This is a genomic window from Roseateles chitinivorans (assembly GCF_050632145.1).
GTDB lineage: Bacteria > Pseudomonadota > Gammaproteobacteria > Burkholderiales > Burkholderiaceae_C > Roseateles > Roseateles chitinivorans_B.
Map to the genome: position 1 here is coordinate 6,028,286 of NZ_CP192577.1, position 26,088 is coordinate 6,054,373.

The 26,088-nt window shown below is 69.3% G+C and carries 27 protein-coding genes and 4 pseudogenes; 11 read left to right on the forward strand and 20 right to left on the reverse strand.

Annotation, left to right across the window (positions count from 1 at the left end; genetic code table 11):
- Nucleotides 1-65 precede the first annotated feature (65 nt).
- Nucleotides 66-1,019 carry a LysR substrate-binding domain-containing protein gene (locus ACQ86G_RS27610; protein ID WP_431258263.1) on the forward strand — a complete coding sequence of 318 codons (954 nt, stop codon included), beginning with the start codon at nt 66-68 and terminating at the stop codon, nt 1,017-1,019.
- 99 nt (nt 1,020-1,118) lie between these two features.
- Here the strand turns inward: ACQ86G_RS27610 and ACQ86G_RS27615 are convergent, their stop codons facing one another.
- Nucleotides 1,119-3,023 carry an FTR1 family protein gene (locus ACQ86G_RS27615; RefSeq protein ID WP_431261510.1) on the reverse strand — a complete coding sequence of 635 codons (1,905 nt, stop codon included), beginning with the start codon at nt 3,021-3,023 and terminating at the stop codon, nt 1,119-1,121.
- Between the two features lie 377 nt (nt 3,024-3,400).
- Here ACQ86G_RS27615 and ACQ86G_RS27620 point away from each other — a divergent pair.
- The 5 genes and pseudogenes from ACQ86G_RS27620 (at nt 3,401) to ACQ86G_RS27640 (ending at nt 7,573) form a co-directional block, all read left to right on the forward strand.
- A pseudogene (locus ACQ86G_RS27620) lies at nt 3,401-4,566 on the forward strand (CaiB/BaiF CoA transferase family protein).
- On the forward strand, nt 4,566-5,447 hold the full coding sequence (locus ACQ86G_RS27625; protein WP_431258264.1) for an HpcH/HpaI aldolase/citrate lyase family protein: 882 nt from the start codon (nt 4,566-4,568) through the stop codon (nt 5,445-5,447). The pseudogene ACQ86G_RS27620 and the gene ACQ86G_RS27625 overlap by 1 nt, the downstream one beginning before the upstream one ends.
- A 77-nt stretch (nt 5,448-5,524) precedes the next feature.
- Nucleotides 5,525-6,490 carry a Bug family tripartite tricarboxylate transporter substrate binding protein gene (locus ACQ86G_RS27630; RefSeq protein WP_431258265.1) on the forward strand — a complete coding sequence of 322 codons (966 nt, stop codon included), beginning with the start codon at nt 5,525-5,527 and terminating at the stop codon, nt 6,488-6,490.
- Between the two features lie 108 nt (nt 6,491-6,598).
- Nucleotides 6,599-6,994: a VOC family protein gene (locus ACQ86G_RS27635; protein WP_431258266.1), complete on the forward strand. Its 396-nt coding sequence runs from the start codon at nt 6,599-6,601 to the stop codon at nt 6,992-6,994.
- 81 nt (nt 6,995-7,075) lie between these two features.
- A complete protein-coding gene (locus tag ACQ86G_RS27640; protein ID WP_431258267.1) occupies nt 7,076-7,573 on the forward strand; it encodes a thioesterase family protein in 498 nt (165 codons plus the stop codon).
- Nucleotides 7,574-7,738: 165 nt separating this feature from the next.
- Here the strand turns inward: ACQ86G_RS27640 and ACQ86G_RS27645 are convergent, their stop codons facing one another.
- The 4 genes and pseudogenes from ACQ86G_RS27645 to ACQ86G_RS27660 all read right to left on the reverse strand — a co-directional run.
- Nucleotides 7,739-8,365, reverse strand: a complete 627-nt coding sequence (locus ACQ86G_RS27645; RefSeq protein WP_431258268.1) for a helix-turn-helix transcriptional regulator — start codon at nt 8,363-8,365, stop codon at nt 7,739-7,741.
- A complete protein-coding gene (locus ACQ86G_RS27650; protein ID WP_431258269.1) occupies nt 8,362-9,621 on the reverse strand; it encodes an MFS transporter in 1,260 nt (419 codons plus the stop codon). The genes ACQ86G_RS27645 and ACQ86G_RS27650 overlap by 4 nt, the downstream gene beginning before the upstream one ends.
- A 5-nt stretch (nt 9,622-9,626) precedes the next feature.
- Nucleotides 9,627-10,499 carry a questin oxidase family protein gene (locus ACQ86G_RS27655; RefSeq protein WP_431261511.1) on the reverse strand — a complete coding sequence of 291 codons (873 nt, stop codon included), beginning with the start codon at nt 10,497-10,499 and terminating at the stop codon, nt 9,627-9,629.
- Nucleotides 10,500-10,541: 42 nt separating this feature from the next.
- A pseudogene (locus ACQ86G_RS27660) lies at nt 10,542-10,949 on the reverse strand (VOC family protein); the annotation flags it as partial.
- Nucleotides 10,950-11,172: 223 nt separating this feature from the next.
- On the opposite strand from ACQ86G_RS27660, the gene ACQ86G_RS27665 reads away from it, so the two are divergent.
- The gene (locus ACQ86G_RS27665; protein WP_431258270.1) at nt 11,173-11,589 is read left to right on the forward strand and encodes a protein-tyrosine phosphatase family protein; all 417 of its coding nucleotides are present in this window, start codon (nt 11,173-11,175) and stop codon (nt 11,587-11,589) included.
- Between the two features lie 24 nt (nt 11,590-11,613).
- Here ACQ86G_RS27665 and ACQ86G_RS27670 read toward each other — a convergent pair whose 3' ends face one another.
- Nucleotides 11,614-12,777 (reverse strand): AAA family ATPase, encoded by a 1,164-nt coding sequence (locus ACQ86G_RS27670; protein WP_431258271.1) that lies wholly within the window; start codon nt 12,775-12,777, stop codon nt 11,614-11,616.
- A gap of 50 nt (nt 12,778-12,827) precedes the next feature.
- Here ACQ86G_RS27670 and ACQ86G_RS27675 point away from each other — a divergent pair, with 50 nt between their 5' ends.
- Both ACQ86G_RS27675 and ACQ86G_RS27680 read left to right on the forward strand, forming a co-directional pair.
- On the forward strand, nt 12,828-13,472 hold the full coding sequence (locus tag ACQ86G_RS27675; RefSeq protein ID WP_431258272.1) for a pseudouridine synthase: 645 nt from the start codon (nt 12,828-12,830) through the stop codon (nt 13,470-13,472).
- 40 nt (nt 13,473-13,512) lie between these two features.
- Nucleotides 13,513-14,310: an SDR family NAD(P)-dependent oxidoreductase gene (locus ACQ86G_RS27680; RefSeq protein WP_431258273.1), complete on the forward strand. Its 798-nt coding sequence runs from the start codon at nt 13,513-13,515 to the stop codon at nt 14,308-14,310.
- Between the two features lie 168 nt (nt 14,311-14,478).
- Here the strand turns inward: ACQ86G_RS27680 and ACQ86G_RS27685 are convergent, their stop codons facing one another.
- From ACQ86G_RS27685 to rpsP, 7 genes and pseudogenes are all read right to left on the reverse strand, one after another.
- Complete coding sequence (locus ACQ86G_RS27685; RefSeq protein WP_431258274.1) at nt 14,479-15,468, reverse strand: CobD/CbiB family protein; 990 nt, start codon at nt 15,466-15,468, stop codon at nt 14,479-14,481.
- A 67-nt stretch (nt 15,469-15,535) separates the two neighbouring features.
- Nucleotides 15,536-16,329 (reverse strand): annotated as a pseudogene (locus tag ACQ86G_RS27690) (NUDIX hydrolase).
- 133 nt (nt 16,330-16,462) lie between these two features.
- Nucleotides 16,463-16,828 carry a 50S ribosomal protein L19 gene (gene rplS, locus ACQ86G_RS27695; RefSeq protein WP_297523974.1) on the reverse strand — a complete coding sequence of 122 codons (366 nt, stop codon included), beginning with the start codon at nt 16,826-16,828 and terminating at the stop codon, nt 16,463-16,465.
- Nucleotides 16,829-17,036: 208 nt separating this feature from the next.
- Nucleotides 17,037-17,834 carry a tRNA (guanosine(37)-N1)-methyltransferase TrmD gene (trmD, locus tag ACQ86G_RS27700; protein WP_431258275.1) on the reverse strand — a complete coding sequence of 266 codons (798 nt, stop codon included), beginning with the start codon at nt 17,832-17,834 and terminating at the stop codon, nt 17,037-17,039.
- A gap of 30 nt (nt 17,835-17,864) precedes the next feature.
- Nucleotides 17,865-18,248 carry a ribosome maturation factor RimM gene (rimM, locus tag ACQ86G_RS27705; protein WP_431258276.1) on the reverse strand — a complete coding sequence of 128 codons (384 nt, stop codon included), beginning with the start codon at nt 18,246-18,248 and terminating at the stop codon, nt 17,865-17,867.
- 86 nt (nt 18,249-18,334) lie between these two features.
- Nucleotides 18,335-18,460, reverse strand: a pseudogene (locus ACQ86G_RS27710) (ribosome maturation factor RimM); the annotation flags it as partial.
- 18 nt (nt 18,461-18,478) lie between these two features.
- On the reverse strand, nt 18,479-18,754 hold the full coding sequence (gene rpsP, locus ACQ86G_RS27715) for a 30S ribosomal protein S16 (protein ID WP_067269890.1): 276 nt from the start codon (nt 18,752-18,754) through the stop codon (nt 18,479-18,481).
- Between the two features lie 270 nt (nt 18,755-19,024).
- Here rpsP and ACQ86G_RS27720 point away from each other — a divergent pair, with 270 nt between their 5' ends.
- Together ACQ86G_RS27720 and ACQ86G_RS27725 are read left to right on the forward strand one after the other, a co-directional pair.
- Nucleotides 19,025-19,654: a GNAT family N-acetyltransferase gene (locus ACQ86G_RS27720; RefSeq protein WP_431258277.1), complete on the forward strand. Its 630-nt coding sequence runs from the start codon at nt 19,025-19,027 to the stop codon at nt 19,652-19,654.
- Nucleotides 19,651-20,121, forward strand: coding sequence for an NINE protein (locus ACQ86G_RS27725; RefSeq protein WP_431258278.1), 471 nt, complete (start codon nt 19,651-19,653; stop codon nt 20,119-20,121). The genes ACQ86G_RS27720 and ACQ86G_RS27725 overlap by 4 nt, the downstream gene beginning before the upstream one ends.
- A gap of 163 nt (nt 20,122-20,284) precedes the next feature.
- Here ACQ86G_RS27725 and ACQ86G_RS27730 read toward each other — a convergent pair whose 3' ends face one another.
- The 7 genes from ACQ86G_RS27730 to hda form a co-directional block, all read right to left on the reverse strand.
- Nucleotides 20,285-21,295 (reverse strand): inorganic phosphate transporter, encoded by a 1,011-nt coding sequence (locus ACQ86G_RS27730; RefSeq protein WP_431258279.1) that lies wholly within the window; start codon nt 21,293-21,295, stop codon nt 20,285-20,287.
- Nucleotides 21,296-21,316: 21 nt separating this feature from the next.
- A complete protein-coding gene (locus ACQ86G_RS27735; RefSeq protein ID WP_297523981.1) occupies nt 21,317-21,964 on the reverse strand; it encodes a DUF47 domain-containing protein in 648 nt (215 codons plus the stop codon).
- 123 nt (nt 21,965-22,087) lie between these two features.
- Complete coding sequence (locus tag ACQ86G_RS27740; RefSeq protein ID WP_067269881.1) at nt 22,088-22,441, reverse strand: DMT family protein; 354 nt, start codon at nt 22,439-22,441, stop codon at nt 22,088-22,090.
- A gap of 42 nt (nt 22,442-22,483) precedes the next feature.
- On the reverse strand, nt 22,484-22,978 hold the full coding sequence (gene folK, locus ACQ86G_RS27745; RefSeq protein ID WP_431258280.1) for a 2-amino-4-hydroxy-6-hydroxymethyldihydropteridine diphosphokinase: 495 nt from the start codon (nt 22,976-22,978) through the stop codon (nt 22,484-22,486).
- A 21-nt stretch (nt 22,979-22,999) separates the two neighbouring features.
- Nucleotides 23,000-24,613 (reverse strand): polynucleotide adenylyltransferase PcnB, encoded by a 1,614-nt coding sequence (pcnB, locus tag ACQ86G_RS27750; protein WP_431258281.1) that lies wholly within the window; start codon nt 24,611-24,613, stop codon nt 23,000-23,002.
- Nucleotides 24,614-24,635: 22 nt separating this feature from the next.
- Nucleotides 24,636-25,304 carry an HAD family hydrolase gene (locus tag ACQ86G_RS27755; RefSeq protein ID WP_431258282.1) on the reverse strand — a complete coding sequence of 223 codons (669 nt, stop codon included), beginning with the start codon at nt 25,302-25,304 and terminating at the stop codon, nt 24,636-24,638.
- A 52-nt stretch (nt 25,305-25,356) separates the two neighbouring features.
- Complete coding sequence (gene hda, locus ACQ86G_RS27760) at nt 25,357-26,031, reverse strand: DnaA regulatory inactivator Hda (RefSeq protein ID WP_431258283.1); 675 nt, start codon at nt 26,029-26,031, stop codon at nt 25,357-25,359.
- Between the last annotated feature and the right edge of the window lie 57 nt (nt 26,032-26,088).

Genomic DNA, 26,088 nt, shown 5'->3' on the forward strand with positions numbered 1-26,088 from the left:
CACTTCGGTATGGTGCGAAGGTCCCCGTCCCGCCGGGGACGTCCCGCATCACCGGAGATCGAGTCGTGGAACTGCGCCAGTTGAGGTACCTGATCGGCGTCGCCGACGCCGGCAGCCTGCTGAAGGCGTCCAAGCGGCTGCACCTGGCGCAGCCGGCGCTCGGGCAGCACATCGTGGCGCTGGAGGAGGAACTCGGCGCGACGCTGTTCGTCCGCTCCAGCCGAGGCATGGCGCTGACCGACAACGGACGCCGTTTCGTCGAGCATGCGCGCAGGGTGCTGGCAGACCTCGAAGCGGCGAAGGCCTCGGTGCTGGCCGACGGACAGCACCTCACCGGCGAAGTGATCCTGGGCCTGCCCACGACCGTCGCGCTGGCGGCGACGGTGCCGCTGCTGCGTCTGGTGCGGACGCGGCTGCCGCTCGTGCGGCTGCGCATCGTCGAGAGCCACAGCGGCTTCCTGCGCGAGTGGCTGCAGACGGGGCGGCTGGAACTCAGCATCCTCTTCGAGGACCGGCACGAACCGTGGCTGTCGCAGCGTCAGCTGTTGACGGAGCAGCTGGTCCTCGTCGGTGCCGCGGGTGCCGCCGGCGCCGGGTCGCCGCCGCTCGCGCGCGAGGTCCCGCTGCGCGAGCTGGGCCGCCTGCCGATGATCCTGCCCAACACCGAGCACGGCCTGCGTCGCATCATCGACGCGGCCTGCCGCGCCAACGGCGTCGAACTCGACGTCGTGGCCGAGATCGACTCGCTGCCGGCGGTGAAGACCGCCGTCGCGGCAGGACTCGCGTACACGATCCTCTCGCCGGGTTCGGTCAGCGAGGAGTTGCGACAAGGTCATCTGCGCCAGGCCGTGATCCGCGACCCCGGGATCCGCCGGACCATCTGCAGCTGCTTCGCGCTGACGCGCTCGCCAGGTCCCGCGGCGCGCGCGGTGAGCGATCTCGTCGACGAAGTCATCCGGGAGCTGGTGCTGACCGGGCAGTGGCCGGCCACGCTGGCAGAGCAGCGGGTCACGCCCTGACACCCCAAGGCCTGGGAGCCTGGAGGCCTCGATGCGTAGACGCCTGGACGGCACCGGGCGCGGCGCTCGCCTCCGACGTTTTCATCGCCTCCGTCGTTTTCATCGACCCACGCTCGCGGGCTTCGATCGGGCATTCCGCAGGAAGAAGCCCAGCACCAGCAGCAGCACGAGGACCTGCGCCGCCAGGCCGATCACCGACGGGTAGATGCCCAGCAGTTCCAGGCGCGGCGCGGATAGCGCGCTCGGAGCGATCCAGCCCGCCTCCTGCAGCGCGGCCACGCCCTTGCCTGTCAGGACGACCGCCAGGACGGCCACCAGCCAGGAGCTCACCGAGAAGAACTTGCCGATGGGCAACCGGGCGCTGTAGCGGAGCAGGAGCACCGTGATCACCACCAGGCAAAGCACGCCCACGCCCAGACCGGCAAGGATCGCACCGTCATTGCCCTGGCCCCACAGCGCCGCGTAGAACAGGATCGTCTCGAACACCTCGCGGTACACCGCCACGAAAGCCAGGCCGAACATGAAGAAGGCGGAGCGGCGGCCCAGCGCCGCGGACATGCGCTCGCGCAGGTAGGCCTGCCACTGGCCAGCGACGCTTTTCTGGTGCATCCAGACGCCGACGCTCAGCAGCACGACGGCGGCGAACAGGCTCGACAGTCCCTCGGTGACTTCGCGATTGGCGCCGCTGATCGAGACCGCGTAGGTCGCGATGGCCCAGGTGACGCCGCCCGCCGCCAGGGCGCCGATCCAGCCCGCGTGGACATACGGCAGCACGTCCGGGCGCTTGGCCTGCCGCAGGAACGCGATCATCGCGACGACGACCAGCAGCGCCTCGATGCCTTCGCGCAGCAGGATCGTCAGGCTGCCGAAGAACGCCGCCGTCGCGTCCGCACCGGAGGCCGCCAGCACATGGTCCGCATCATTGAACAGCCCGTCGATGCGGGCGGCGGCCGCTTCGACTTCCTGAGCCGGCGCCTGGGACGCGATCAGCGAGCGGTACTGGCCCATGGCCACTTCGATCCGGTCCTTCAGCGCGCCTTCACGGGCCGCCAGCGCCTGCTCGTAGGGTTCGACGCCGTCCAGATAGGACGACAACGCCAGCTCGGCGGCCTCCTTGGGATGACCCGCCTTGAACGCGGCGACGCTCTCATGCAGCCGATCGCGCGCCAAGGTCAGGCGGTTCGCGCGGGGCGCGACCAGCGCCTCGGGATGCGCATGGAGCCAGGCCATCGTGGCGGCGGCCTGGTCTTCACCCAGCGGGCCGGCGAGCTCGGATTCCGTGAGGCGGACGAAGTGGTCCATCCCGGTCACCTCGTCGCGGACCTTCTGCGAATCCTTCCAAAGCTGCTGCCCCTGCTCGCGCCGCTTGTCGTCATGCGCGAAGCTCCCCAGATACATCGCGACCGCCCACCGATCCTCCTCGGAGAGCTGACCGAACGCCGGCATGGCCGTTCCGGCGATGCCCTGGCTTACCGCCTGGTACAGGGCGAACACGCTGCGCTGGCGCGCGCGGTCATGGTCGGTGAACGCGATCGGTCGGGGATCGAGCTGCTTGGCCAGCGGGCCGTCGCCGTTGCCCGACGCGCCATGGCAGGCCGCGCAATTCGCTGCGTAGACCGAAGCGCCCCGCTTCAGGTCGGGCAGCGCCGTCGGCGCGAGCGGGACCGGGTAGACCGCGATCAGATGATTCGCCAAGGCCTTGGCCAGGCCGCCGACCTTGGTGACATCGGACTTGGCGGCGATCTCGGCTTGAAGGGCTTCGCTCTCGCGCAGCAGCGCGGCGCGTTCGGGCTTGTCCTCCAAGGCGGCGATCTTGTCGTGCGCGGTCTGCGCGAACTCCCGCATCTCGTCGTACTCGGACTGCGCCACGATCTTGCCGTCCTGCACCGCGCCCGCGTAGTCGACGGCCAGGTAGTCGAGGATCTGCCACACGCGCCGCACGTCGGCTTCCGCGGCGCTCGCCGTGCCGCCGGCGATCAGGCCGATGAAGAGCAGGCCAGCCATGAAGAGCTGCCGCACGATCCGGCGTGCGGTCCGCGGATCGTCGTGAGTGCGACTCATTGTTGTTCCCGAACAAAGAAACGGCCCGTCGTCCGGGCCCGAGATGAACGTCAAGCGCGGGGCGGCTTGAGAAGCCGTCCCGCAATCCAGTGGCCGAGTATGGCCGCCTGGCGCGTTGGAAGGTTTCAGCAAGCTTGCAAGGCTTGACCCTCGTCAGGGTCTTCGTCGGCTCCTCGTGAGTGTCTTCGCGAGGTGACCGCAGCGGCTTCAGCGGCTGGAGCGTCGCCGCTAGTCCGGTTCCGACTAGCGCCTGACCGACATCCGTATTTCCCAACGACGGCGAGCGTCCGTAGGCTGCTTCCATGAAAGGAAGCGCCGCCATGAGTCTTCAGCAGTCCCTTCCCGACGAGCGTCAGCCGCTGTCGGACGTCCTCGTGATCGACCTGTCACGGCTGGTGTCGGGCAACGTGCTGACGCACGTGCTCGCCGATCTCGGCGCGTCAGTCGTGAAGATCGAATCGCCCGAGCGCGGCGACGACCTGCGCGCCTGGCAACGCCAGGGCGTGAGCACCTACTGGATGGAGTACAGCCGCAACAAGGACAGCGTCGCGCTGGACCTGCGCTCCGACGACGGCATGGCCTCGCTGCGGTCGCTGATCGCGCGGGCCGACATCCTGGTCGAGAACTTCCGGCCCGGCACGCTCGAGAAGATGGGGCTGGGGTACGACGCGCTGCAGCGCCTGAATCCGAAACTGATCGTGGTCCGCATCTCCGGCTGGGGCCAGACCGGACCGTTCGCGAAGAAGGGCGGCTTCGGCTCGCTGATCGAGGCGATGAGCGGCTTCGCGGCGATGAACGGCCATGCGGACCGCCCCCGGTGCTGCCGCCCTTCTCGCTCGCCGACTCGGTCGCGGGCCTGCATGGCTCGACGGCCGCGCTCGCCGCGCTGCTCCGCCAGCGCGCGAATCCGTCGCCCACGGTCCAGGAGATCGACCTCTCGCTCTTCGAGCCGCTGTTCTCGATGCTCGGCCCGCAGGCCTCGGAGTTCCAGCTCACCGGTCAGGCCACGCAGCGCTCCGGCAGCCGCTCGCCGACGCATGCGCCGCGCAACGTCTACGCGACCAGGGATGGACGCTGGGTCGCGTTGTCCGCCGGCATGGCGGGCACCCTGCAACGGCTCTTCGCCGGCATCGGCCAACCCGACGCGCTGAAGGACGAACGCTTCGCCACGCACGAGGCGCGGCTCGCCAACATCGATGCGCTCGACGACCTGATCCAGGGGCATCTGTCGACGCTCACGCTGACCGAGGCGCTGGCCTTCTTCGAGGACCGCGACATCACCGCCGGCGAGGTCTGCGACATCGAGGACCTGCTCAAGCATCCCTACATCCGGGAGCGCGAGCTGCTGCTGGACACGCCCACGCCGGATGGACGCACGGTCTCCGTGCATGCGGTGCCGTTCAAGATCAACGGCGCGCGGCCGCCCTTGCGTCGACCGGCGCCGGCCCTCGGCCAGGACAACGACAAGTGGCTGAAGGATCGATGATGAGCGCCCGCGCCTATCGTTCCTACCTCTTCGTTCCGGCCGACAACGAACGGCTGCTGCAGAGCGCGTTGAACAAGACGCCCGACGTCGTGATCCTGGACCTCGAGGACGGCGTGCATCCGAGCAGGAAAGCCACCGCCCGCGCCGGCGTGGCGGCCGCGATCGCCCGCGTGCACGCAGCAGGCAAGGCTGCCGCGGTGCGCATCAACGGCGCGCTGAACACCGCCATCGACGACCTGCGCGCCGCGGTGTCGCCGGGCCTGCGCCTGCTGGTCCTGCCCAAGGTCGAGCACGCCCGCGATGTCCAGTTGCTGGCCGGCGTCGTCGATGAACTCGAACAGGCGGCCGGTCTGCCGTCCGGCGAGATCCGGTTCCTGCTCCAGATCGAGTCCGCCGCGGCACTGCCCCGGCTCCACGAGATCGCCGCCGCGTCGCCGCGCGTGCATTCGATGATGCTCGGCAGCGAGGACTTCTCGCTCGACGTCGGCGGGCTGCCGACACCGCAGGCGCTGCTCGCGCCCAGCCTGATGGTGCTGCACGCGGCCCGCGCGGCCGGCGTGCTGCCGGTCGGCTTCGTCGGTTCCATCGCCAGTCTCGGCAGCGTCGAGGAATTCGAGGGTCTGCTGCAGGAGGCCCGCACGCTCGGCTTCCGCGGCGCGGTGGTCGTGCATCCGAAGTTCGTCGATGCGATCAACGCCTGCTACACGCCCTCGCCCGAGCAGGTGGCCCAGGCACGCGCCGTCCTCGCCGCTTTCGAGATCGCCGACCGCGACGGCCTCGGCGCGACCAAGCTCGGCGATCTGATGGTCGACAAGCCCGTGGTGCTGCGCGCGAAGGCCCTGCTCATCGAGGCCGGACTCGATCCCGGCGGCGACCGCTGAACGCCCTCGCCGCTTCGGCGCCTCCGGCGCACCGGTTCCCATGGCCCTGATCCCAGACCACAACAGGAGACAACCTCATGCTGACGAAGCGACAGTTCTGCGCCTTCACGGCGCTCGGCGCGGTCCTGCCCGCCGCGCGCGCACAGGCCTATCCCGGCAAGCCGGTCACCATCGTCGTGCCCCAGGCACCCGGCGGCACCAACGACGCAGTGGGCCGCATCCTGGCGCAGAAGCTCACCGAGAAATACGGTCAGGTCTTCAACATCGACAACCGTGCCGGCGCGGGCGGCAACATCGGCACGGAGCTCGCCTCGCGCGCACCGAAAGACGGCTACACGCTGCTGCTGACGATCAGCAGCACGCAGGCGATCAATCCGGCGCTGTACCGGCGCACCGGCTTCGACCCGGTGAAGGACTTCGATCCCATCGCACCGATCGGCGTCGTGCCCAACGTGCTGGTCGTCCATCCGAGCTTCCCGGCGAAGGACCTCAAGGGCTTCATCGCGGCAGCCAAGGCGAAGAACCCGTCGTACCAGTACGCGTCGGCCGGCAACGGCTCGCTGAACCATCTGCTCGGCGAGATGCTCAACCGCTCCGCCGGACTGCAGCTCGAGCATGTGCCGTACAAGGGCGTCGGGCCCGCGTTGACCGACATGCTGGGCGGCCAGGTCTCGGTCGGTTTCGCGAGCCTGCCGTCGTGCCTCGAGTACGTGCGCGCGGGCAAGCTCGTGGCGCTGGGGGTGAGTTCGCCCAAGCGCTCGTCGGCGCTGCCGGACGTGCCCGCGATCGGCGAGCTGGTGCCTGGGTTCTCGGGCGAACTCTGGGTCGGGCTTTTCGCCCTCCACGGCACGCCGGACGCGATCACGAAGCAGCTGGCCGAGGCCGTGACGTCGGTGATGAACACGCCCGATGCGCTCGCCCGGCTCAAGGCGCTCGGCGTGGAGCCGCTCGGCGGCGGCCCCACCGCGCTGGCGGCGATGCTCAAGCAGGACATCGCCAGGTGGGAGCCGATCGTGAAGGGCTCCGGCGCACGCGTGGATTAGGCCCACCCACCGAAACCGGGACCGAAACCGGGACCGAGACCGAGACCGAGACCGAGACCGAGACCGTTGGCCGGCCTCGGGTATCGTGCGACCTGAAAGGATCCTTCGATGATCGACCACCTGGATCACCTTGTCCTGACCACCTCCCATGAGGCGGACTGCGTCCGCTTCTACACCGAGGTGCTCGGCATGCGGCTCGAGTCCTTCGTCGGCGGCACGCCGCCCGTGACGCGCCGCGCGTTCAAGTTCGGCCAGCAGAAGATCAACCTGCATGTGAAGGGCGCCGAGTTCGAGCCCAAGGCGCACACGCCGGTGCCCGGCGCGCTGGACCTGTGCTTCATCGCCAGCGTGCCGCTCGACGAGGTCCTCGCGCGCCTCCAGGCTGCGGCGGTGGCGATCGTCGAGGGGCCGGTGATCCGCACCGGTGCGACATCGAAGCTCCGCTCGATCTACGTGCGCGACCCCGACCTGAACCTGATCGAGATCTCCGAACCCGTGGCTTGATCCGTCACGGCGGGCCGCCGTCCCGCGGATTAGGGCGAGCGCTCTCCTGCCGAGTGCGCCCTTGCGTTATGGTCCGCGCCCATGACCGACGTGAGGACCGACGTGAGCATCGACGTGAAGAGCCCTTTCGAGCCCGAGTTCACCACCGCGCTGTGCGAGATCTTCGAAAACCTGATCACCTTCAACCAGGTGCTCGGCGTGAAGATCGACGAGCTGCAACACGAGATCGTGCGGGCTCACCTTCCCATGCGGCCGGACCTGATCGGGCACTACGCCCACAACCGGCTGCACGGCGGCGTGATCAGCGCGACGCTCGATTCCATGGGCGGTCTGGCGGTGATGGCGGCGATCGGTGCGCGTCACCTCGACGAGCCGCCGCAGCAGCGGCTGCAGCGCTTCGCCAAGCTCGGCACGATCGATCTGCGGGTGGATTACCTGCGCCCGGCCATCGGCGCCCTCTTCCGCTGCGAGGCCGAGGTGATGCGGCTGGGCAGCCGCGTCGCCAACACGCGCATGGCCTTCACCGATGAACAGGGTCGGCTGCTGGCCACCGGAGCGGCGGCGTACATCGTGTCGTGAGGAAGTCGGGGCGTCGCACTGCGACGGCTGCTGGCCCTCACCCCGGCCCTCTCCCGCAAGCGGGAGAGGGGAAAGAGGCGCCAGCGTCGCGAGCAGAGCCGGCTGGACTCCCTCTCCCGCTTGCGGGAGAGGGCGGGGGTGAGGGCCAGCGGCCTGTGCAGTCCACTACACGGCGCTGATCCGATAGGCACAGCGCCTCGCGCCGGCCAGCAGATGCTCGGTGCGCTCGACGGTGAGTCCAGGCCCCAGGCAGCGCTCGAACAGCGCCAGCTCCGAGCGGCAGAACCCCTGGCAGCTCTGCGCGGCGGCGCAGATCGGGCAATGGTCTTCCACCAGCAGCCAGTCCTTGCCGACGCGCTCGGCGCGCGCCATGTAGCCCTCTTCGGCCCGCAGCCGCGCGAGCTCGCGCACGCGGTCGCCGGTCGTGCGGCAGCGGTCGATCGCCGCGCGATAACGCAGCTCGCTGTCGCGCTCCCGCGCGAGGATCAGTTGATCGAGCCCCGCCTCGCCGAAGACCGTGCGCGCCTGCTGGATCAACTGCACCGTGAGATCCGCATGCCGATCAGGGAAACGCCCATGCCCCGCCGCCGTCAGCGACCACAGCTTGCGCGGCCGTCCCGCCTCGCCGCGCTGGTCGTCCTGCGCCTCGACCAGCCCCTGTTCCTCCAACCGCGCCAGCAGCTTGTGCGCCCCCATCGGCGTGATGGCGACGGTCGCCGCCAGCGCCGCGGCCGCCTGCGGACCGCGGCTCTTGAGCTCGAACAGCAGCCGGTCCTCGTTGCCCTGGCTCATGAATGTCGCCTCGCGAAACGGATGAAACCGATCGCCGCGCCCAGGCACATCGTGCCCCCCAGCAGCATGATCCAGCGCGCCGACAGCATGCCCAGCGCGCCGCCGATCAGGGCGATCAAGGTGTTGGACAGGCAGAACACCGTCGTCAGCAGGCCCATCACACGGCCCTGCCCATAGGCCGCGAAGCGGTCCGACATCCAGGCCGGCATCAGCGCGTTGTAGAACGACAGCGGAATGCCGAGCAACGGGATCAGCGCCAGCCCCATCCACGACGGCGCGAGGCTCAGCGCCAGCAGCCCGATAGCCGCGACGACCGCGAAGCGTGCCGCGCGGTGCAGCGGCGTCGGCCCGGAGCCGATGCGCGCCGCGAAGACGCTGGCCGCGGTCATCGCCGCGCACTGCACCGCGGTGACCAGCGCAATGCCGCGGCTGTCGAGCCCGGCCTGCTGCAGCATCCACAGCGGCGCGAATTCGTAGAGCGCGTTGACGCCCAGCGTGTAGGCCAGCTGCAGCAGCGCGAGGTGACGCAGCACCGGGTCCTGCGCGATCAGCCCCAGCGACTGCTGGCGACGCATCGCGGCAAGCATCCCGCCTTCGGGCTTGGCCGCGGGCCGGTCGTCGGGCAGACCGAAGCCGAGCAGCACCAGGCAGGGCAGCATCACGACGGCGGCGACGATGAACGGCACCGCCTCGCCCCAAGGCAGCGTCAGGCCGCCGAGCAGCGGTCCGACCAGCCAGCCGATGTACAGGCTCGCGTTGAGCCAGGCGAAACTCCGCGTGCGCTCGAGCTGCGGATGCCAGTCGGCCAGCAGGGCCCGCACGACGGCGACGTTCCCTTCGGTCAGGCCCGTCGCGAAGCGCGAGAGCACGAACAGCGGATAGTCGCGCGACGCCAGCGCGAAGGCGCTCAGCCCGTAGCCGACGAGCGTCGCGGTGATGGTGACGCTCAGCACGCGGCGGCGGCCATAACGGTCGGACATCGGCCCGATCACCAGACTGCCGACCAGGATGCCGGCGGGGTTCACCGCCAGCGCCAGGCCCATCAGCAGTTCGGGCCGCAGGCCGAGGAAGTGGGTGAAGTCGTCGACCGGGCCGCCGACGAAGATCGGCGCCAGGATCGGGTACGGCAGCGCGACGCCGGCCGTGCTCATCAGCGCAAGCGCGCAGACGGCCCAGAGCAGCAGGTGCGGGTGGCGCAGCGGCGCGGCGTCGGCGGAAGCCACGGCGGGCGCGGAGGACTTGGTGGTGGACAACACGGCACTCATTTTGCGGCCCCTTCGGCGCGCAGACACAAGGCATAGCCGGGCCAGCCTCGGTGGCGCCATTCCTCGCGGGCGGCGTCGGCGACCTTGATGCGATGATCGTTCATCGACGCGTGCAGCGACGGCCGTGCGCGGGCCCAATCGTCCTCCGTCGCCTGGCCCGCGTGCACCAGCGCCCAGGCCGGCGCGGGACGGAGTTCGGACAGATACGTGCCCAGCCACGCGCGCCAGACGGTGCGCAAGACCTGGCCCTCGTCGACCGCCACGCCGCGCGAGGCGGCGGCCTCCAGCAGCACACGCACCGCGTGCGTGCCGGTCACCAGATGCAGCGAGGCGAACTGGTGCCGGGACAGGTAGGCCGCCAGCGACGCCTCGGCCAGCGCGTCCAGCGTCAACCGGGGGCGCGCCACGTAGCCGTCGAAGCCCGGCAGCGCCAACGCGCGCTGCATGCGTGTCGTGATCAGCGTGCCCGGCATCGGCGGCATCGCCAGCGCCGGATCGGCACGCACGGCGTCGATCACCTCGCGCAGGGACTCGCGGCCCTGCCCCGCCGCCACGGGCCCGCCGAGCGGACTGTCCAACCCGATCGTCGTCTTCAGCGCCGCGTCCAGCTCCCCGCGATGCCCCGACTGGAGGGCGTAGGCCAGCCGGATCGCGACATGGAAGGCCTGCGCCTCGGGTGCGGCCAGCACGCTGCGCAGCGCGTCCTCGATGGTCGGCGCCGGCACGGCGTCCCCGTCCGCCGGCCGCGACAGCGGTGCCCAATGGTCGATGTGGCGCTGCATCGCGTCGCGCGGCGCGTCCAGCCGGGCCAGCGCTCCCAGCGCCATCGGCAGGTGGTTGAAGAGCGGCAGCGCCTCGGTGCCGTACATCGGGCCGAACTTCACCGACTGGTCCAGGGCCTCGTGCAGTCCCGCCGGCCAGGGCGGGCCCTTGAGCTCGAGGGCATTGCCGTCCGGATCGGACAGGTACAGCGACGGGCCTTCGCCGTCCGCGCCGTGGCGCGAGCCGTACGTGTCGACGGCGACGCCCTGCGATGTCAGCCAGCGGCGCAACGCGGGCTCGTCGAGCGTCTCGACGCGCAGGCAGAAGTGGTCGACATTGCGCCCCTCCGCGCCCGGCCCCGCACCACCGAGGCGCCCCAGCCTGCCATCCAGCGGCACGAGGTCGATCAAGTGCGCGCCGGCACGCAGCTGCACCAGCCCGATCTCCTCCTGACGCCGCTCGACGGTGCACCCCAGCAGGTCCACGTAGAAGTGCAGCGCGGCCGGCAGATCGCGCACGCGCAGCACGAGATGGTCGAGTCCCTGGATCCTGATCATGGCGAGCTCCTTCTGCTTGCGTTGTTGTGGCGTCGGGCGCTGCTTCGGGCATCGCCTCGAACGGGGCGCCGAGCGCCGTGCCGCCATGATCGCGCCAGTCGCGAAATAAATAAACTTTTAGTTGATTAACATCCCCTCCAGCAGGGAGACGCGACAATCGGGACATGGCTTTCCGACCCCTCCCCTCCCCGACGCCATCCCGGGCCGGCTGTGGCTGCAGTCGATGCCGGGCCGCCGCGAGTCCTGGGGCGCCTTCCTCGACGAGGCGCGCCTGAACCAGCTCAACGTGGTGGTCTGCCTCAATCCGCTCGAGGAAGTCGCCGAGCTGTCGCCGCCGTATCACAAGGCGATCGCCGAGGGCCGCCTGCCCTTCCGCTGGCTGCACGTGCCGATGCGCGATTTCGGCCTTGCGTCGGACAGCGCGGCCTTCCGGCAGGGCATCGAGCACATCGCGCAGGGCCTGCGCATGGGCGATCGCGTGCTGCTGCACTGCGCCGCCGGCATGGGCCGCACCGGCACGATGGCCGCGTGCGTGCTCAAGCGGCTCGGCGTGCCCGCGGCGGAGGCGCTCGACGCGGTCACCGCCGCGGGATCGAATCCGCAGTCGGCGCTCCAGTCGGGCTGGATCCACCAGTTCTGAAGCGCCCGCGCCCGGCGGCGCGCTTCAGCGCTCCGGCCAGCGCCAGGGCGGCGTCTCGTCCAGCGGCACGTCGGGCAGGCGCGTCTCGCCGAGCTCCTTGCGCAGCTCCCAGGAGCGGCACTCCGGCTGCTCCTCCAGCGCGCTGATCAGCCGCTTCGCGTGCGACACCACGATCATCTGGCTGTGACGGCTGGCCGTCGCGATGAGCCGGCCCAAGGCCGGCAGCAGGTCCGGGTGCAGGCTGTTCTCGGGCTCGTTGAGGGCCATCAGTTCCGGCGGACGCGGGCTCAGCAGCGCGGCCAGCAGCATCAGGTAGCGCAGCGTGCCGTCGCTCAGTTCGGCGGCGTCCAGCGGGCGCAGCAGGCCAGGCTGGCGCATCGACAGCCTGAACCCCGCCTCGGTGCGGTCGACCTCGACCGAGGCGCCGGGGAACGCGTCCTGCAGGCAGCGATGCAGCCGCTCGGCGTCGCCGATGGCGACGATGGTCTGCCACGCGGCCGCCAGGTCGGCGCCGTCTCCCGCCAGCACCGGCGTGAAGGTGCCGACACGCACGCGCCGCGCCGGCGCGTCGGCGTCGGTACGCAGGCTGTCGTAGAAGCGCCAGCCGCGAAGGCGCTCGCGCATCGTGATCATCTCCGGTGCCTGCGATGGATCGGCGTGTTGGGACAACATGCTGTCGAAGCTCGCCAACGGCGTGCCCACCACGACCCATTCGCGGCCGTCACGCACCTGGAGCAGCACGTTGCGCCGCTCGACCAGCGCGGAAGCCGGCCGATACAGCGTTCCGGCCCATAGCGCCTCGCGCTTGATCTGCGGATCGTCCTCGAACAGCGCCGGCGCGCCCGGCTGCGGCAGGCCGAGCTCGATCGAATAGCCGAAGTCGTCGCCGGCGATGCCGAGCTTGAGCGCAACGGGTCCCTTGCGCACGGTCGCTTGAACCGGCTGGTCCCCAGCGCGCATCGCGCGGCTGATCTCCTCCGGACCGGCCCAGCGCGTCGAGGCGAAACCACCCTCATTCGCCAGCGCGGGCAAGACCCGGTTCTGCGCCGTGTCGGCCAGCAGCCGCAGCGCGCGATAGAGGCTGGACTTGCCGCTGCCGTTGGCGCCGGTGATCAGCGTGAGCTGCCCCAGCGGCAGACGCAATTCGCGCAGGGAGCGGTAACCGGAGACGGCGAGGACTTGCAGCATGGCCGCCGATGATACGGAGGCGACGCGACAATGCGGCCATGCAGGCGTCGATGTTCCAGCCCTCCTTCCACCAGCCCGTGCGGCATGCCGATGCATGGCGCGTCGTCGTCGACAAGCCGTCGGGCCTGCTGTCCGTGCCCGGCCGCGGCGAGGACAAGCAGGACTGCGCCTGGGCACGCGTGGCGGCCGGGTTTCCGGACGCGTTGATCGTTCATCGCCTGGACCAGTCGACCTCCGGCCTGATCGTCTTCGGACGCGGTCAGGCGATGCAGCGCGCGCTCAGCGAAGCCTTCGCCGCCAGGCTCGTCGACAAGCGCTATGAAGCGGTCGTGGCGGGTCTCGTCGAGCGCGACACGTTCGAGATCGACCTGCCGCTGATCGTCGACTGGCCGAACCGTCCGCGGCAGAGGATCGATCACGAGCGCGGCAAACCCAGCCTGACCCGCGTGCGGGTGCTGCATCGCGACGTCGCGGCGGGCACCACGCGCGTCGAGCTCGAGCCGATCACCGGCCGCTCGCACCAGCTGCGCGTGCACCTGCTGGCCGCCGGCCATCCCATCCTCGGCGACGCGCTGTACGCGCCGCCGGAGGTCCTCGCGCAGGCCCCGCGCCTGCTGCTGCATGCGCGGGACCTCGGCCTGCCGGCGGTGCTCGACGCGCCGGCGCTGTCACTGCATTCGCCACCCGATTTCTGAGCGCGCGACGCGTGCCCTTTCAACACAGGAGCGTTTTCACATGTCCACGACCGCTTCCCACGACGCTGCCCAGCCTCGTTCCCTCACCGTCATCACCGGCAGCTCACGCGGCCTGGGCGAGGCACTGGCGCGCCAGTCGCTCCAGGCCGGCCATCTGGTCATCGGCATCGCCCGCGGCCGCAGCGAGGCGCTGGAGCGATTCGCCCACGAGCGCGGCCTGCCGCTGCAGCAATGGCAGGCCGACCTGTCGGAGCCGCTGACGATCGCCCAGCGCCTGGCCGGCTGGCTGCGCGCACAGCCCGGCAGCTGGACGACGGCGACGCTGATCAACAACGCCGGCGTCGTCACGACGCCCGGCCCCATCGACGGCGAGTCGCTGGAGACGCTCTCCGCCGCGCTGCGCGTCGGCCTCGAGGCCACGGTGCTGCTGAGCGCCGCTTTCCTGGACGCCACCCGCGCCTGGCCGGCCGATCGCAAGGTGCTGAACATCTCCTCCGGGCTGGGCCGCCGCGCGATGGCCGGCAGCGCGCTCTACTGCGCGGCCAAGGCCGGCATGGACAACCTCAGCCGCGCGATGGCGCTGGATGAGGAGCACAAGGCTGCCAAGGGCGAACGTGCCGCGCGCGTCGTCTCGCTGGCCCCCGGCATCATCGACACCGACATGCAGGCGCAATTGCGCGGCGGCGATGCGTCGAAGTTCCCGGACCGCGACCTGTTCGCCACCTTCAAGGCGGAAGGTCAGTTGGTCAGCGCCGAAGACACGGCGACCAAGGTCATGAAGTTCCTCGCCAGAGACGACTACGGCCAGCAGGTGCTGGCCGACGTGCGGGACGCTTGATCCTGCCGACGAGGCGTGCGCCGAGCTTGGCCGGGGCCGGCGGCTCACGCCTCGCTGGGGCGCTCAACTCACTTCGCTCACCTTCGGCTCGCTGCGTTCAGACAGAACGCGCCCAGTCAGTCATTGACGCTCGGCTTCGCCGCCGGCCCCGCCGAGCTCTCGGAACCGTCAGCCGACGAGGTTGGCCAGCGTCAGCAGCGCCAGCAGCAGCATCCACAGCGTGACCGAACGCCACACCAGGCCCACCACGCTTTGCAGGTGGCCCAGTTGAGGGGGCACACCGGCGGTGGAGCCTTCCGCGCGCGTCGCATCCATGTCGCCACCCGACTCGAAGGTCTTGCTGCGGTCCGGCGTCACGCCAGGTGCGGCGCTGCCGCCCAGCTGCACGCCGACGGCGCCCGCGGCGGAGGCCAGGATGATGCCCTCGTTGTCATGCGCCCACAGCGCCGAGTCGCGGCGCCAGGAGCTCACCGCCTCCTCGAAGTTGCCGACGATCGCGAAGCCGGTCGCCGTCATGCGCGCCGGGATGTGGTCGATCATCCCGAACAGCTTGCGCGAGAGTTCCATCAGGCGCTCGTTGGTCGGCGCGTCCAGCGTGCGGCTCTTGAAGGCCCAGTAGCGGCCGGCGAATTCGGCCATGCGGTACAGCACCGCGCCGGCCGGGCCCAGGCCCAGCGTCGAGAACAGCACAAACCAGAAGAACACCCCGAAGACATGCCGGTGCGCCGCGAGCAGCGAGTGCTCCAGCACATGTCTCAGCAGCTCGGTGCGCGGCAGCTCGCTGGCGTCGAGGTGGCGCCATTCAGCCAGCAGGCGGCGGGCCTCCAGCTCGTCGCCGCGCTCCAGCGCGTCACGGATGTCGGTGAAGTAGTGGCTGAACTGGCGGAAGCCCAGCGTCAGGTACAGCACCAGCACGTCCATCGCCAGCGAGAGCAGCAGGCTGTAGGGCCGCACGAGCATGTAGATCGCCCCGACGAGCAGGGCCGGACCGACGACGGTGATCGTCCACACGACGGCCGCATGGTGCGACCGCCCCGCGTCGAAGTTGCGCCCGGTCCAGCGCACCCAGGCAATCATGCCTTGGTGGACCGGATTCCCGTGCGGCAGAGGCTTGAGCTGCTCGCACACGAGCGCAAGCAAGACCGCGAAGAAGTTCATGGCCCGGGATGATAGCGGCCCTCACACCCTCCGAAGGGGGATCGGTGTCCCGCCGGGTCACCAATGGTCAGCCTTGCAGGAAGCGGTAGAGATTGCGCAACATCGCGGCGGTCGCCCCCAGATGAAGAACTCCCTCGACGCAGTGGCGCCCAGCGTCCCGTCCGGGTCCACGTTCGACACCGCAAGACCTGGCCCCGTCCAGGGCATCGACAGGAATTGCCGACGCCCCTTCAAGGGACCCTCGTCGCCCGAGGCCTCGGCCGCCACGTCGTACTCGAAGGTGTGGCGCTGGTGGTGCGCGGGGTTCATCAGGAATTCGAGCGGCACCTCGAACGCTTCCGCCACCTCGAAGGCATCCAGTCGCAGCGAGAAGCCCGGACGGATCAGGCCCACCACCGGCGTGACCTCGTAGGCCGTCACCGTGCGATAGACCGGCAACTGGCCGATCAGGTCCACATGGCGTTCGTCGAGGCCGATCTCCTCCTCGGCCTCGCGCAGCGCGGTGCGTTCGGGCGAGCCGTCCTCCGGCTCGGCGCGGCCGCCAGGGAAGCTGACCTGCCCGGCATGGTCCCGCAGGTGCGCCGTGCGCTGCGTCAGCAGCACATGCAGGCCCTCGTCGCGCTGCACCAGCGCGATGAGCACCGCGGCCTGCGTGGTCGTGCGGCCCGGGAAGATACCGCCGTCGCCAGGCAACTCCGGTTCGACGGTCGTCGGATGCAGGAAGCGCTCGCGCAACCAGGCCGGTGTCAGGTGCTCGCGGGGGATGGCAGGAAGGTGCGCGTCGGTGCCGGTGACGGGGATGAGGCGAGGATCCTGGATCGCGGGACGGCTGGCGGGACGGCTGGGAGGAAGCGTCGGCATGCGGCAGGAGCGTCCGGTGCGCCGGACTTGTTCGTGGGCGCCCGAGGCGCGAAGCCCCGATTGGACGCCAGAAACGACAAAGCCGCTCCGGGCAGGGCCTTGGAGCGGCTTTGGGGGTGGCTTGCGCCGAGGATCAGGCCGACTTGATCGCCAGCTTTTCCTTGATACGTGCCGACTTGCCCGAACGCTGACGCAGGTAGTACAGCTTCGCGCGACGGACGTCGCCGCGGCGCTTCACTTCGATCGAAGCGATCAGCGGGCTGTACAGTTGGAAGGTACGCTCAACGCCTTCGCCGCTCGAGATCTTGCGGACGATGAAGTTGGAGTTCAGACCGCGGTTGCGGCGGGCGATGACCACGCCTTCGTAGGCCTGCACGCGCTTGCGGGTGCCTTCGACGACGTTCACGTTGACGATCACCGTGTCGCCAGGGGCGAAGGCGGGGATGGTCTTGTTCAGGCGAGCAATTTCTTCTTGCTCAAGGGTCTGGATCAGATTCACGAGGATCTCCTGTGATCTTGCCGGCGCGAATCAGGATGATTCCAGGTCTGGCCGCCATCGAATGAATTCTTCGGCGCCGCCCGCGTGGGGATTCAACCAACGGTGTCAAAGCACCGCCCTTGCCCCATCAGCCCAGTAGAGGATCGGAAAACCGAAGATTATAGACGGGGTTGGGCGATCGTCAAACGTCGCCCGTGCCGCTGCCCGTTCAGCGGGGTGCTTTACCCGGCGTTCTGCCCGGCGCAGCATGCAAGGAGGCGAGGAACTTCTCGTCCTTCTTGTCGAGCTTGCCGTCGCGGCGCGCGGCCTCGATCAGCTCGGGCCGGCGGCTCAGCGTGAGCGCCAGCGACTGCTCGCGGCGCCAGCGGGCGATTTCGGCATGGTGACCGGACAGCAGCACCGGCGGCACGGGCAACGGGCCTTCGGACGTTTCCAGGACTTCAGGGCGGCTGAAGTGCGGACAGTCCAGCAATCCGTCGGAGAAGCTGTCCTGCTGGTGCGAGGCGGCGTCGTTCAGCACACCCTCCTGCAGGCGGGCGATCGCATCGAGCATCGCGATGGCCGGCAGTTCGCCGCCGGACAGCACGAAGTCGCCGAGGCTGATCTCCATCGTCACGTGGCGGTCCAGCACGCGCTGGTCGATGCCTTCGTAACGCCCGCAAAGCAGGATGGCGCCCTCGCCTTGCGCGAGCTCGCGTGCCAGCGCCTGGTCGAGCTTGCGCCCGGTCGGGCTGAAATGGATCACCGCCGGCACGCCCGGATGCGTGGTCGCACGATCTGCAGTCACGGCTGCCAGCGCGCGCTCCAGCGGCGCGGCCAGCATGACCATGCCGGGGCCGCCGCCGAAGGGACGATCGTCGACGCGGCGGTAGTTGTCTTCGGCGTGATCGCGCAACTGCCAGAGTCGCACGTCGACCTGCTTGCTCTCGTACGCGCGACGCGTCACGCCGACCCGCAGGAAGGGGTCGAAGAGCTCAGGGAACAGGGTGAGGACGTCGAAGCGCATGGGCATCAGGCCCGGCCAGGCCCGGCGGCTTCAGTGGTCCAGGTCCCAGTCGACCGGGATGATCTTCGCGGCCTTGTCGACGTCGCCGACAAACGCGTTCACGAACGGGATCAGGATTTCCTCGTCCGGCTTGACCGGCGCGGTCTTGCCGGCAGGCAGGATGCGCAGCACGCAGTGCGGGCCGGTGTCGATCAGGTCGATCACCTCGCCCAGCGTCTGGCCGTCCTTGTTGACGACGCTCATGCCGATCAGGTCGATCCAGTAGAACTCGTCCTCGGCGGTGTCCGGGAACACGCTGCGCGAGACGAAGATGCGGGCGCCCTTGAGCGCCTCCGCACCGTTGCGGTCGGCCAGGCCTTCGACCTGGGCGACGATGCCGTCCGCGTGGTCGCGGACGGACAGAACCTTGAGCACGGGGGCACGACATGCGGCTTGCCCGGCAATGCCTTCTCGCTCGGCTTCATGAACCAGCGGCGGGAGGCGAAGAGCGCCTGGGCATCCGGGGAATGGCTGAGGATCTTCAGCCAGCCCTTGATGCCCCAGGCGTCCAGCACGCGCCCGACTTCGATGGCGTCCTCCGGAAAGGCCGGGGACCCCTCGATCACGTCGTCAGGCGCTTGCTTCATCGACTGCGATCCGGAGGATTAGGCAGCGACAGCGGCGGCCGGAGCGGCCGCCGACTTCTTGGCGACGTCGACCAGGCGGGCGACGGCCGGCGACAGCTGGGCGCCGGTGCCGACCCAGTAGGCCACGCGGTCTTGCGAGACGCGCAGGCCTTCGGCATTGCCGGTGGCCACGGGGTTGTAGAAACCGACGCGCTCGATGAAGCGGCCGTCACGGCGGTTGCGGCTGTCCGTCACGACGAGGTTGTAGAACGGACGCTTCTTGGAGCCACCGCGGGAGAGTCGAATAACGACCATGATCTATCCTTCAGGTTTTGAGCGTTCCACCGCACCAGGGAGACACACAGGGGCAAGCAGAGATTGAATCGACTCTTCGTCGGGTACGCGTGCGTCGCGCATCGATTCCCCACGGCAGGTCGACAGCTGGCTCCGTAGATACGCCCCCGGTCCGTCCATCGCCCGCATGCCCCGGTTCAGGGAGCTTCGAAGCGTGACAGCCACACCCAGGGGCCGGCGCCAAAACCAAGCATTATAAACTCGCGTTTGACGCTTTGTCCTCCTCCCCCAATGACGACGACCACCAGCAGTTCCTCCCCTCTCCTGATCCGCCCCAGCCTGGAGGGTGACATCGCCGCCATCCAGCAGATCTACGAGCATGCGGTGCTGCACGGCACCGGCACCTTCGAGACCGACGTCCCCGACCGCGCCGAGATGGGCCGCCGCCGCACCGAGGTGCTCAGCCGCAGCCTGCCGTACCTGATCGCGGAGCGTGACGGGCAGGTGCTCGGCTTCGCGTACGCCAACTACTTCCGTCCGCGACTGGCTTACCGCTACTTCGTCGAGGACTCGATCTACCTCTCGCCGCAGGCCCAGGGCCAGGGTGTCGGCCGACTGCTGCTGGCCGAACTGATCGCCCGCTGCGAAGCCGCCGGCGCGCGTCAGATGGTCGCAGTGATCGGCGACTCGCAGAACCTCGGTTCGATCGGCGTGCATCGCAGCCACGGTTTCGAGGACATCGGCGTCATGAAGTCCGCCGGCTGGAAGTTCGGCAAATGGCTGGATGTCGTGCTGATGCAACGCCAACTGGGTCAGGGCGACGCCAGTTCGCCCACCGGTGCGACGCCCGCGGCAGCCGCGAGCGCAGCGACCGCTTCGCCGGCCGCCCCCACCGCGCCTGCCGAGACGCCGGCCGCATGAGTGCCGTCGCCCCCGACGCCGGCGCTGCGGTGGACCTCAAGTCCAAGACCGTCGCCACCTGGCTGAGCTTCGCACTCGGCAGCCTCGGGGCGCATCGTTTCTACCTGCACGGATTCAGCGACAAGCTGGCCTGGCTGCATCCGCTGCCGACGCTCCTGGGTCTCTACGGCGTGCACCGCATGGACACGCTGGGCCAGGACGACGTCACCGCGTGGTTCCTGATTCCGCTGCTCGGGCTGATGCTCGCCCAGAGCATGCTCGCGGGCATCGTCTACGGCCTGATGCCCGACGAGCGCTGGGCCGACCGCTTCAACCGCGGGGTGCTGCGCAAGACCGGCTGGCTGCCGATCCTGGGCGTCATCGCGTGCCTGATGGTCGGCGGCGCCTGCCTGATGGCGACGATCGCCTTTTCCGCGCAGCGCTACTTCGAATCGCAAGTCGAAGCCGCCCGCGAGATCAGCCAGTAGGCACGACACCGACACGCCCCCACCCGGTCACTCGCACTCCCCAGGCCCGCGGGCAGCGAGCGAGAGCGGGGCCGGAATGGGGCTTGGGGTCCCTGGAGGGGTGCCCCATGCCCCGTGGAGAGCCCGCGCCTGGCCTTCCGCAGGCCAGCGCAGCGAGTCCGACTCAGAACAGCGTGAAGCTGATCCAGTAGAACAACCCGGCGATGAACGCCGACGCCGGGATCGTGAAGATCCAGGCCCAGACGATGTTCCCGGCCACGCCCCATCGCACCGACGACGCGCGCTGCGTCGAGCCCACGCCGACGATGGCGCCGGTGATCGTGTGCGTGGTGGAAACAGGCACGCCCAACGCCGTAGCGAGGAACAGCGTCATCGCGCCGCCGGTCTCCGCGCAGAAACCGCCGACGGGTTTGAGCTTGGTGATCTTCTGCCCCATCGTGCGCACGATGCGCCAGCCGCCGAACATGGTGCCCATGCCGATCGCCAGGTAGCACACGACGATGACCCAGGTCGGCGGCGAATGCTCGCCGGCGCCCGCGTAGCCCGAGGCGATCAGCAGCATCCAGATCAGGCCGATGGTCTTCTGCGCGTCATTGCCGCCATGGCCCAGGCTGTACAGCCCGGCCGAGACCAGCTGCAGCCGGCGGAACCAGTTGTCCACGCGCAGCGGCGAACTGCGTCTGAACAGCCAGGCCACCGCCACCATCAGCAGCGACCCCAGCAGGAAGCCCAGCAGCGGCGAGACGAAGATGAACAGCACCGTCTTGCCGATGCCGCTCATGATCAGGCCCTTGGTGCCTGCCTTGGCGATGGCCGCGCCGACCAGGCCGCCGATCAGCGCGTGCGACGAGCTCGACGGGATGCCGTAGAACCAGGTGATCACGTTCCACGCGATCGCGCCGATCAGCGCGCCGAAGATCACGTGGTGATCGACGATGGACGCGTCGATCGATCCCTTGCCGATCGTGGCCGCGACCTTCAGCTCGAAGAACAGCACCGCGATCACGTTGAAGAAGGCCGCGAACAGGACGGCCTGCTGCGGCTTGAGGACGCCGGTCGACACCACCGTCGCGATCGAATTCGCCGCGTCGTGGAAGCCGTTCATGAAGTCGAAGGCGACGGCCAGCACCACGAGCATGGCCACGACCCAGAAGGCCACGTGCATCGTTCCCATGGGAGACGCTCCGCGACCGGATCAGGAATTCTCGAGGACGATGCCCTCGATCAGGTTGGCGACGTCCTCGCAGCGGTCGGAGATGGACTCCAGCTGCTCGTAGATCGCCTTGAGCTTGATCAGCTCGCGCACGTCCTCCTGCTCGCGGAACAGCTTGGACATCGCGGCGCGCATCACGCGGTCGGCGTCGGACTCGAGCTTGTCGATCTCCTCGCAGGCCTTGATGGCGGCCTCGGCGGTCTTGGGCTCGCTCAGCTTGGGCAGCAGCGTGACGGCGTGCTTGACGCGTTCGCAGCACTTGGCCGACAGCTCGCCCAGGCGCAGCACTTCCTCGGGGATGGAGCGCACGTCGTACAGCTGCATCGTCTCGCTGGAGTCCTGCAGCAGGTCCAGGATGTCGTCCATCGCGTTGATCAGGCCGTGGATCTGCTCGCGGTCGATCGGCGTGATGAAGGTGCGATGCAGCAGCCGGTTCACCTCGGCGGTGACGCGGTCGGCATGGTGCTCGGCCTTGTCGACCTCGGCGGCGTATTTCTCGCGCAGCGTGAGGTCGTTGTAGTTCTGGATCATGAGCATGAAGGCGCGTGCGCCTTCGACGATCTGCGTGCCGTGCTCATTGAACAGTTCGAAGAAATTGCCCTCTCGGGGCAGCAGCTTGCCGAAAAACATGGGGAGGCTCCGCGCCGTGCGATCCACGCCGGATCGTCACAAATGGTTCATTTCCGTGTCACGGAAAACCCGCGAGTGTAGCCGCCCATGGCCCGTTGGAGCCATTTCGCCGCTTTCCCGATCTCAGCTGCGGAAGATGAAGTAGACCGCGCCCATCAGGCACAGACCGGCCCAGATGAAGTCCGTCTTGAACGGCTGGTTCATGAACAGCATCGAGAACGGGACGAACACGCCCAGCGTGATCACCTCCTGCGTGATCTTCAGCTGGGCGAGCGTGAACCCGCCGTCATAACCGATGCGGTTGGCCGGGACCTGCAGCAGGTACTCGAACAGCGCGATCCCCCAGCTGATCAGCGCAGCGACATACCACGGCTTGGACGCCAGCTCTTTCAGATGGCCGTACCAGGCGAAGGTCATGAAGACATTGGACAGCGTCAGCAGGGCGACCATCTGCCAGCCGGCGGCGGTTGCGAACATGAGTCGGACTCCCGGAAGAGGTTGAAGGTGGAGGACGGGCCGTCAGGGCAGACGCAGCGGCGCCTCCTCGCGCTCGACGACCTGATCGACGACCGACGGCAAATGGCTTGCCAGTCCACCCAGGGCTGGTGCGTCCAGCGTCGGATCCAGTTCCAGCAACGGGCGCAACACAAAGGCGCGCTGGTGCAGTCGCGGATGCGGGACCAGGAGCCGGTCCAGGTCGACGGTCTGCTCACCATAGAGCAGCAGGTCGAGGTCGAGCGTTCGTGGCGCGTTGACGAACGGTCGCTCACGTCCGTGGCGCAGCTCGATGGCCTGCAAGGCCGCGAGCAGCGTCAGCGGCGGCAGCGCCGTCGTGATGCGCGCGACCGCGTTCAGGTAGTCGGGCCCCTCGCAGCCTACCGGCGCGCTGCGCCACGCCGAGGAGACGGCCTCGAGCGTCACGTCGGTCACGCTGGCGAGGTCGGCCAGCGCGGCCTCCAGCGTGCGCCGGAGATCGCCGAGGTTGGCGCCCAGGCCGACGTAGGCCGTGATCATGCGTCGAGGCCGGACTTCGGGTTATTCGTCGCCGGACGGGCCGGTCTCGGTCGACGCTCCCGCGCCGCCGCCCCCCGCGGCCTTCGGCTTGCGACGACGGCGGCGCTTCTTGGCGGGATGGCCGACGCCGCCCTCGCCTTCCGCGACGTCGACGGCTTCGGCATCGATCGGCAGCGCCGCCGCCGATTCACCGCTGACGGGCATCGTCGACGGCGTGCTCACCGCACCGCGCGGCACCGAGTGCACGCGTCCGCCGCCCGCCTTGGGCTTGCTGCGCGGGCCGCCCTGGCGTTGGGTCTCGCGCGCCAGGTCCAGCAGCGCGCGGCGCTCGTCCTCGGTGCCCAGTGCGAAGTCTTCCCACCAGTCGGCCAGGGCCGGATCGATCTCGCCCGCCTCGGCGCGCAGCGCCAGGAAGTCGAAGCCGGCGCGGTAGCGCGGCTGCTCGATCAGGCGGTGCGGGCCGCTGCCGGTGCGACGCTCGAAGCGCGGCTGCATCATCCAGATCTCGCGCATGTCGGCCGCGAGCTTGCCGCGGCCGGAGATGTCGCCGACGCGCGCGTCGAAGACCAGGTCGATCGCCTGCTGCAAGGCCGCCACCGCGCCTTCGCCGCCGTCGATCAGGCGCGTCCAGCGCTGCTGGACCTCGCCCCACAGCATGCAGGCGAGCATGAAGCTCGGCGCGACCGAACGGCCTTCCTCGACCCGCTTGTCGGTGTCTTCCAGCGCCAGACGGACGAACTTGCCGTGCACGTTGTCCGGCAGCGCGCCGTCCTTGTCGAGCACCGCGTCAAGGATCGGGAACACGCCGCGCGCCAGGCCCTGCTTGCGCAGCTCGTCGATGCTCGCCAGCGCATGGCCGGTCTGCAGCAGCTTGATCATCTCGTCGAACATCCGCGACAGCGGCACGTTCGCGAGCAGCGGCGCCATGGCGGCGATCGGCGCGCGGGTCTTGGGTTCGATCGTGAAGCCCAGCTTCGCGGCGAAGCGCACGGCGCGCAGGATGCGGACCGGATCCTCCCGGTAGCGGCTCTCGGGGTCACCGATCATCCGCAGCACCTTCTTGCGCGCGTCGGCCAGACCGCCGTGGTAGTCGACCACCAGTTCGCGCTCCGGGTTGTAGTACATCGCGTTGACGGTGAAGTCGCGTCGCGCGGCGTCCTCGATCTGCGGGCCCCAGACGTTGTCGCGCAGCACGCGGCCGGACGCGTCGACGACGTGCGACTTGCCTTCCAGCGCACCCTTGGACGTCTTCTCGTTGCCCTGCACCTGCTCGGCGTCGTCTTCCTTGAGCAGCGCGCGGAAGGTCGAGACCTCGATCACCTCGTGCTCGCGTCCGCGGCCGTAGACCACGTGGACGATGCGGAAGCGCCGGCCGATGATGAAGGCGCGGCGGAACTGGTTCTTGACCTGTTCCGGCGTGGCGTCGGTGGCGACGTCGAAGTCCTTGGGCCGGCGGCCCAGCAGCAGGTCGCGCACGGCGCCGCCGACGATGAAGGCCTCGTAGCCCGCGTCGGTCAGCCCCTTGACGACCTTGACGCCGCGCTCATCGAGCAGGGCCGGGTCGATGCGGTGCTCCTCCGCGGTGACTTCCACGCGCTTGCCCAGCGGCGTGGCGGTGCTTTCGGACTTGCCCAACAGCTTGTTGATAAATTTTTGATCATTCGAACAGCTTCAATATCGGCCAGCCGCGCTCGCGCGCCAGCGCCTCGAGGGCCGAGGTGGGGTTGGTCGCCACCGGATGACTGACCCGCTCCAGCAGCGGCAGGTCATTCATCGAGTCGCTGTAGAAATGCACGCGCTCGAAATCTTCCCAGCGGCGCCCCTGCGCCGCCAGCCATTCGTTCACGCGCACGATCTTGCCCGCCTGGAAGGACGGGGTCCCCTGCACGCGCCCGGTGAACGACCCGGTCGCGTCGCGCTCCAGCTGCACGGCGATCAGGTGGTCGACACCGAAGGCCTTGGCGATCGGCGCGGTCACGAATTCGTTGGTCGCCGTCACCACGACCACCAAATCCCCGGCGTCCAGGTGGCGCTGCACGAGTGCGCGCGCATTGTCGCGCAACATCGGCGTGACGACCCGGGCCATGAATTCGGCGCGGGCCGCCTCGGCCTCGGCCAGCGGCCGGGCGCGCCAGACCGAGGTGGCAAACTCGACATACTCGTCCAGGTCGAGGTCCCCGCGCTGGTAGTCGGCGTAGAACCCGTCGTTGCGGGCGGCCCAGGCGGCACCGTCGGCCCAGCCGATCTCCACCATGTAGCCGCCGAAGGCGTGGTCCGAATCCTGCGGGATCAGCGTGCCGTCGAGGTCGAACAGGGTCAGGTCCACGTCGAAATCCTTGAAAGGTCTTGAAAGCGAAGCAACCGGCGGCGTCGCGCCCTCAGGCGAGCGCCCCCTGGTCGGCGAGCATCTGGCGCAGCAGCGGCACGGTCACCGCCCGCTTGCTGGCCAGGGCGAATTCGTCCAGCCCGTCCAGCAGCGTCATCAGGTGCTTGAGGTCGCGGGCGTAGCGGGTCAGCAGGTAGTCGATGACGTCGTCGCTCAGCGCTATGCCGCGGCGGTCGGCCTCGCGGCGGAGCACGGCGCGGACCTCGGCCTCGGACAGCGGCTGCAGCGCGAAGGTCGGCCCCCAGCCGAGCCGGGTGCGCAGGTCCTCGCGCAGGTCCAGGTCGATCGGGGGCGCGGTGCCGGTCGAGACGACCGCCAGTCCCAGCGTCGCCGCCTCGACGAAGAGCGCGAAGGCGGCATGCTGCTGGCCCGGGTCGAAGCGCTGGGCGTCGTCGAGCAGCAGCAGGCTCGGATGGGTGGGCAGCTCCCAGGGCAGCGGCGTGTCGGCGTCGTACCAGCCAACCTGCGCACCGGCCTGCTGCCAGTGACGCGCGAGCGCGCGCAGCAGGTGCGTCTTGCCGCTGCCGGGCGGCCCCCACAGGAACACCGGGGGCGAGCCAGTCCCCAGCGCCAGCACATGCGTGAGGGCGGCGGTGTTGGCACCGGTGAGGAGCGTGTCAAAGGTGTAGTCGGGCTCGGGACCGAGCGACAGCGGGATCTGCTTCAAACCACTTCAGCGTTGGATGACGGGGCGACATCGGCGACGTGGAGGTCGCACCCTCGG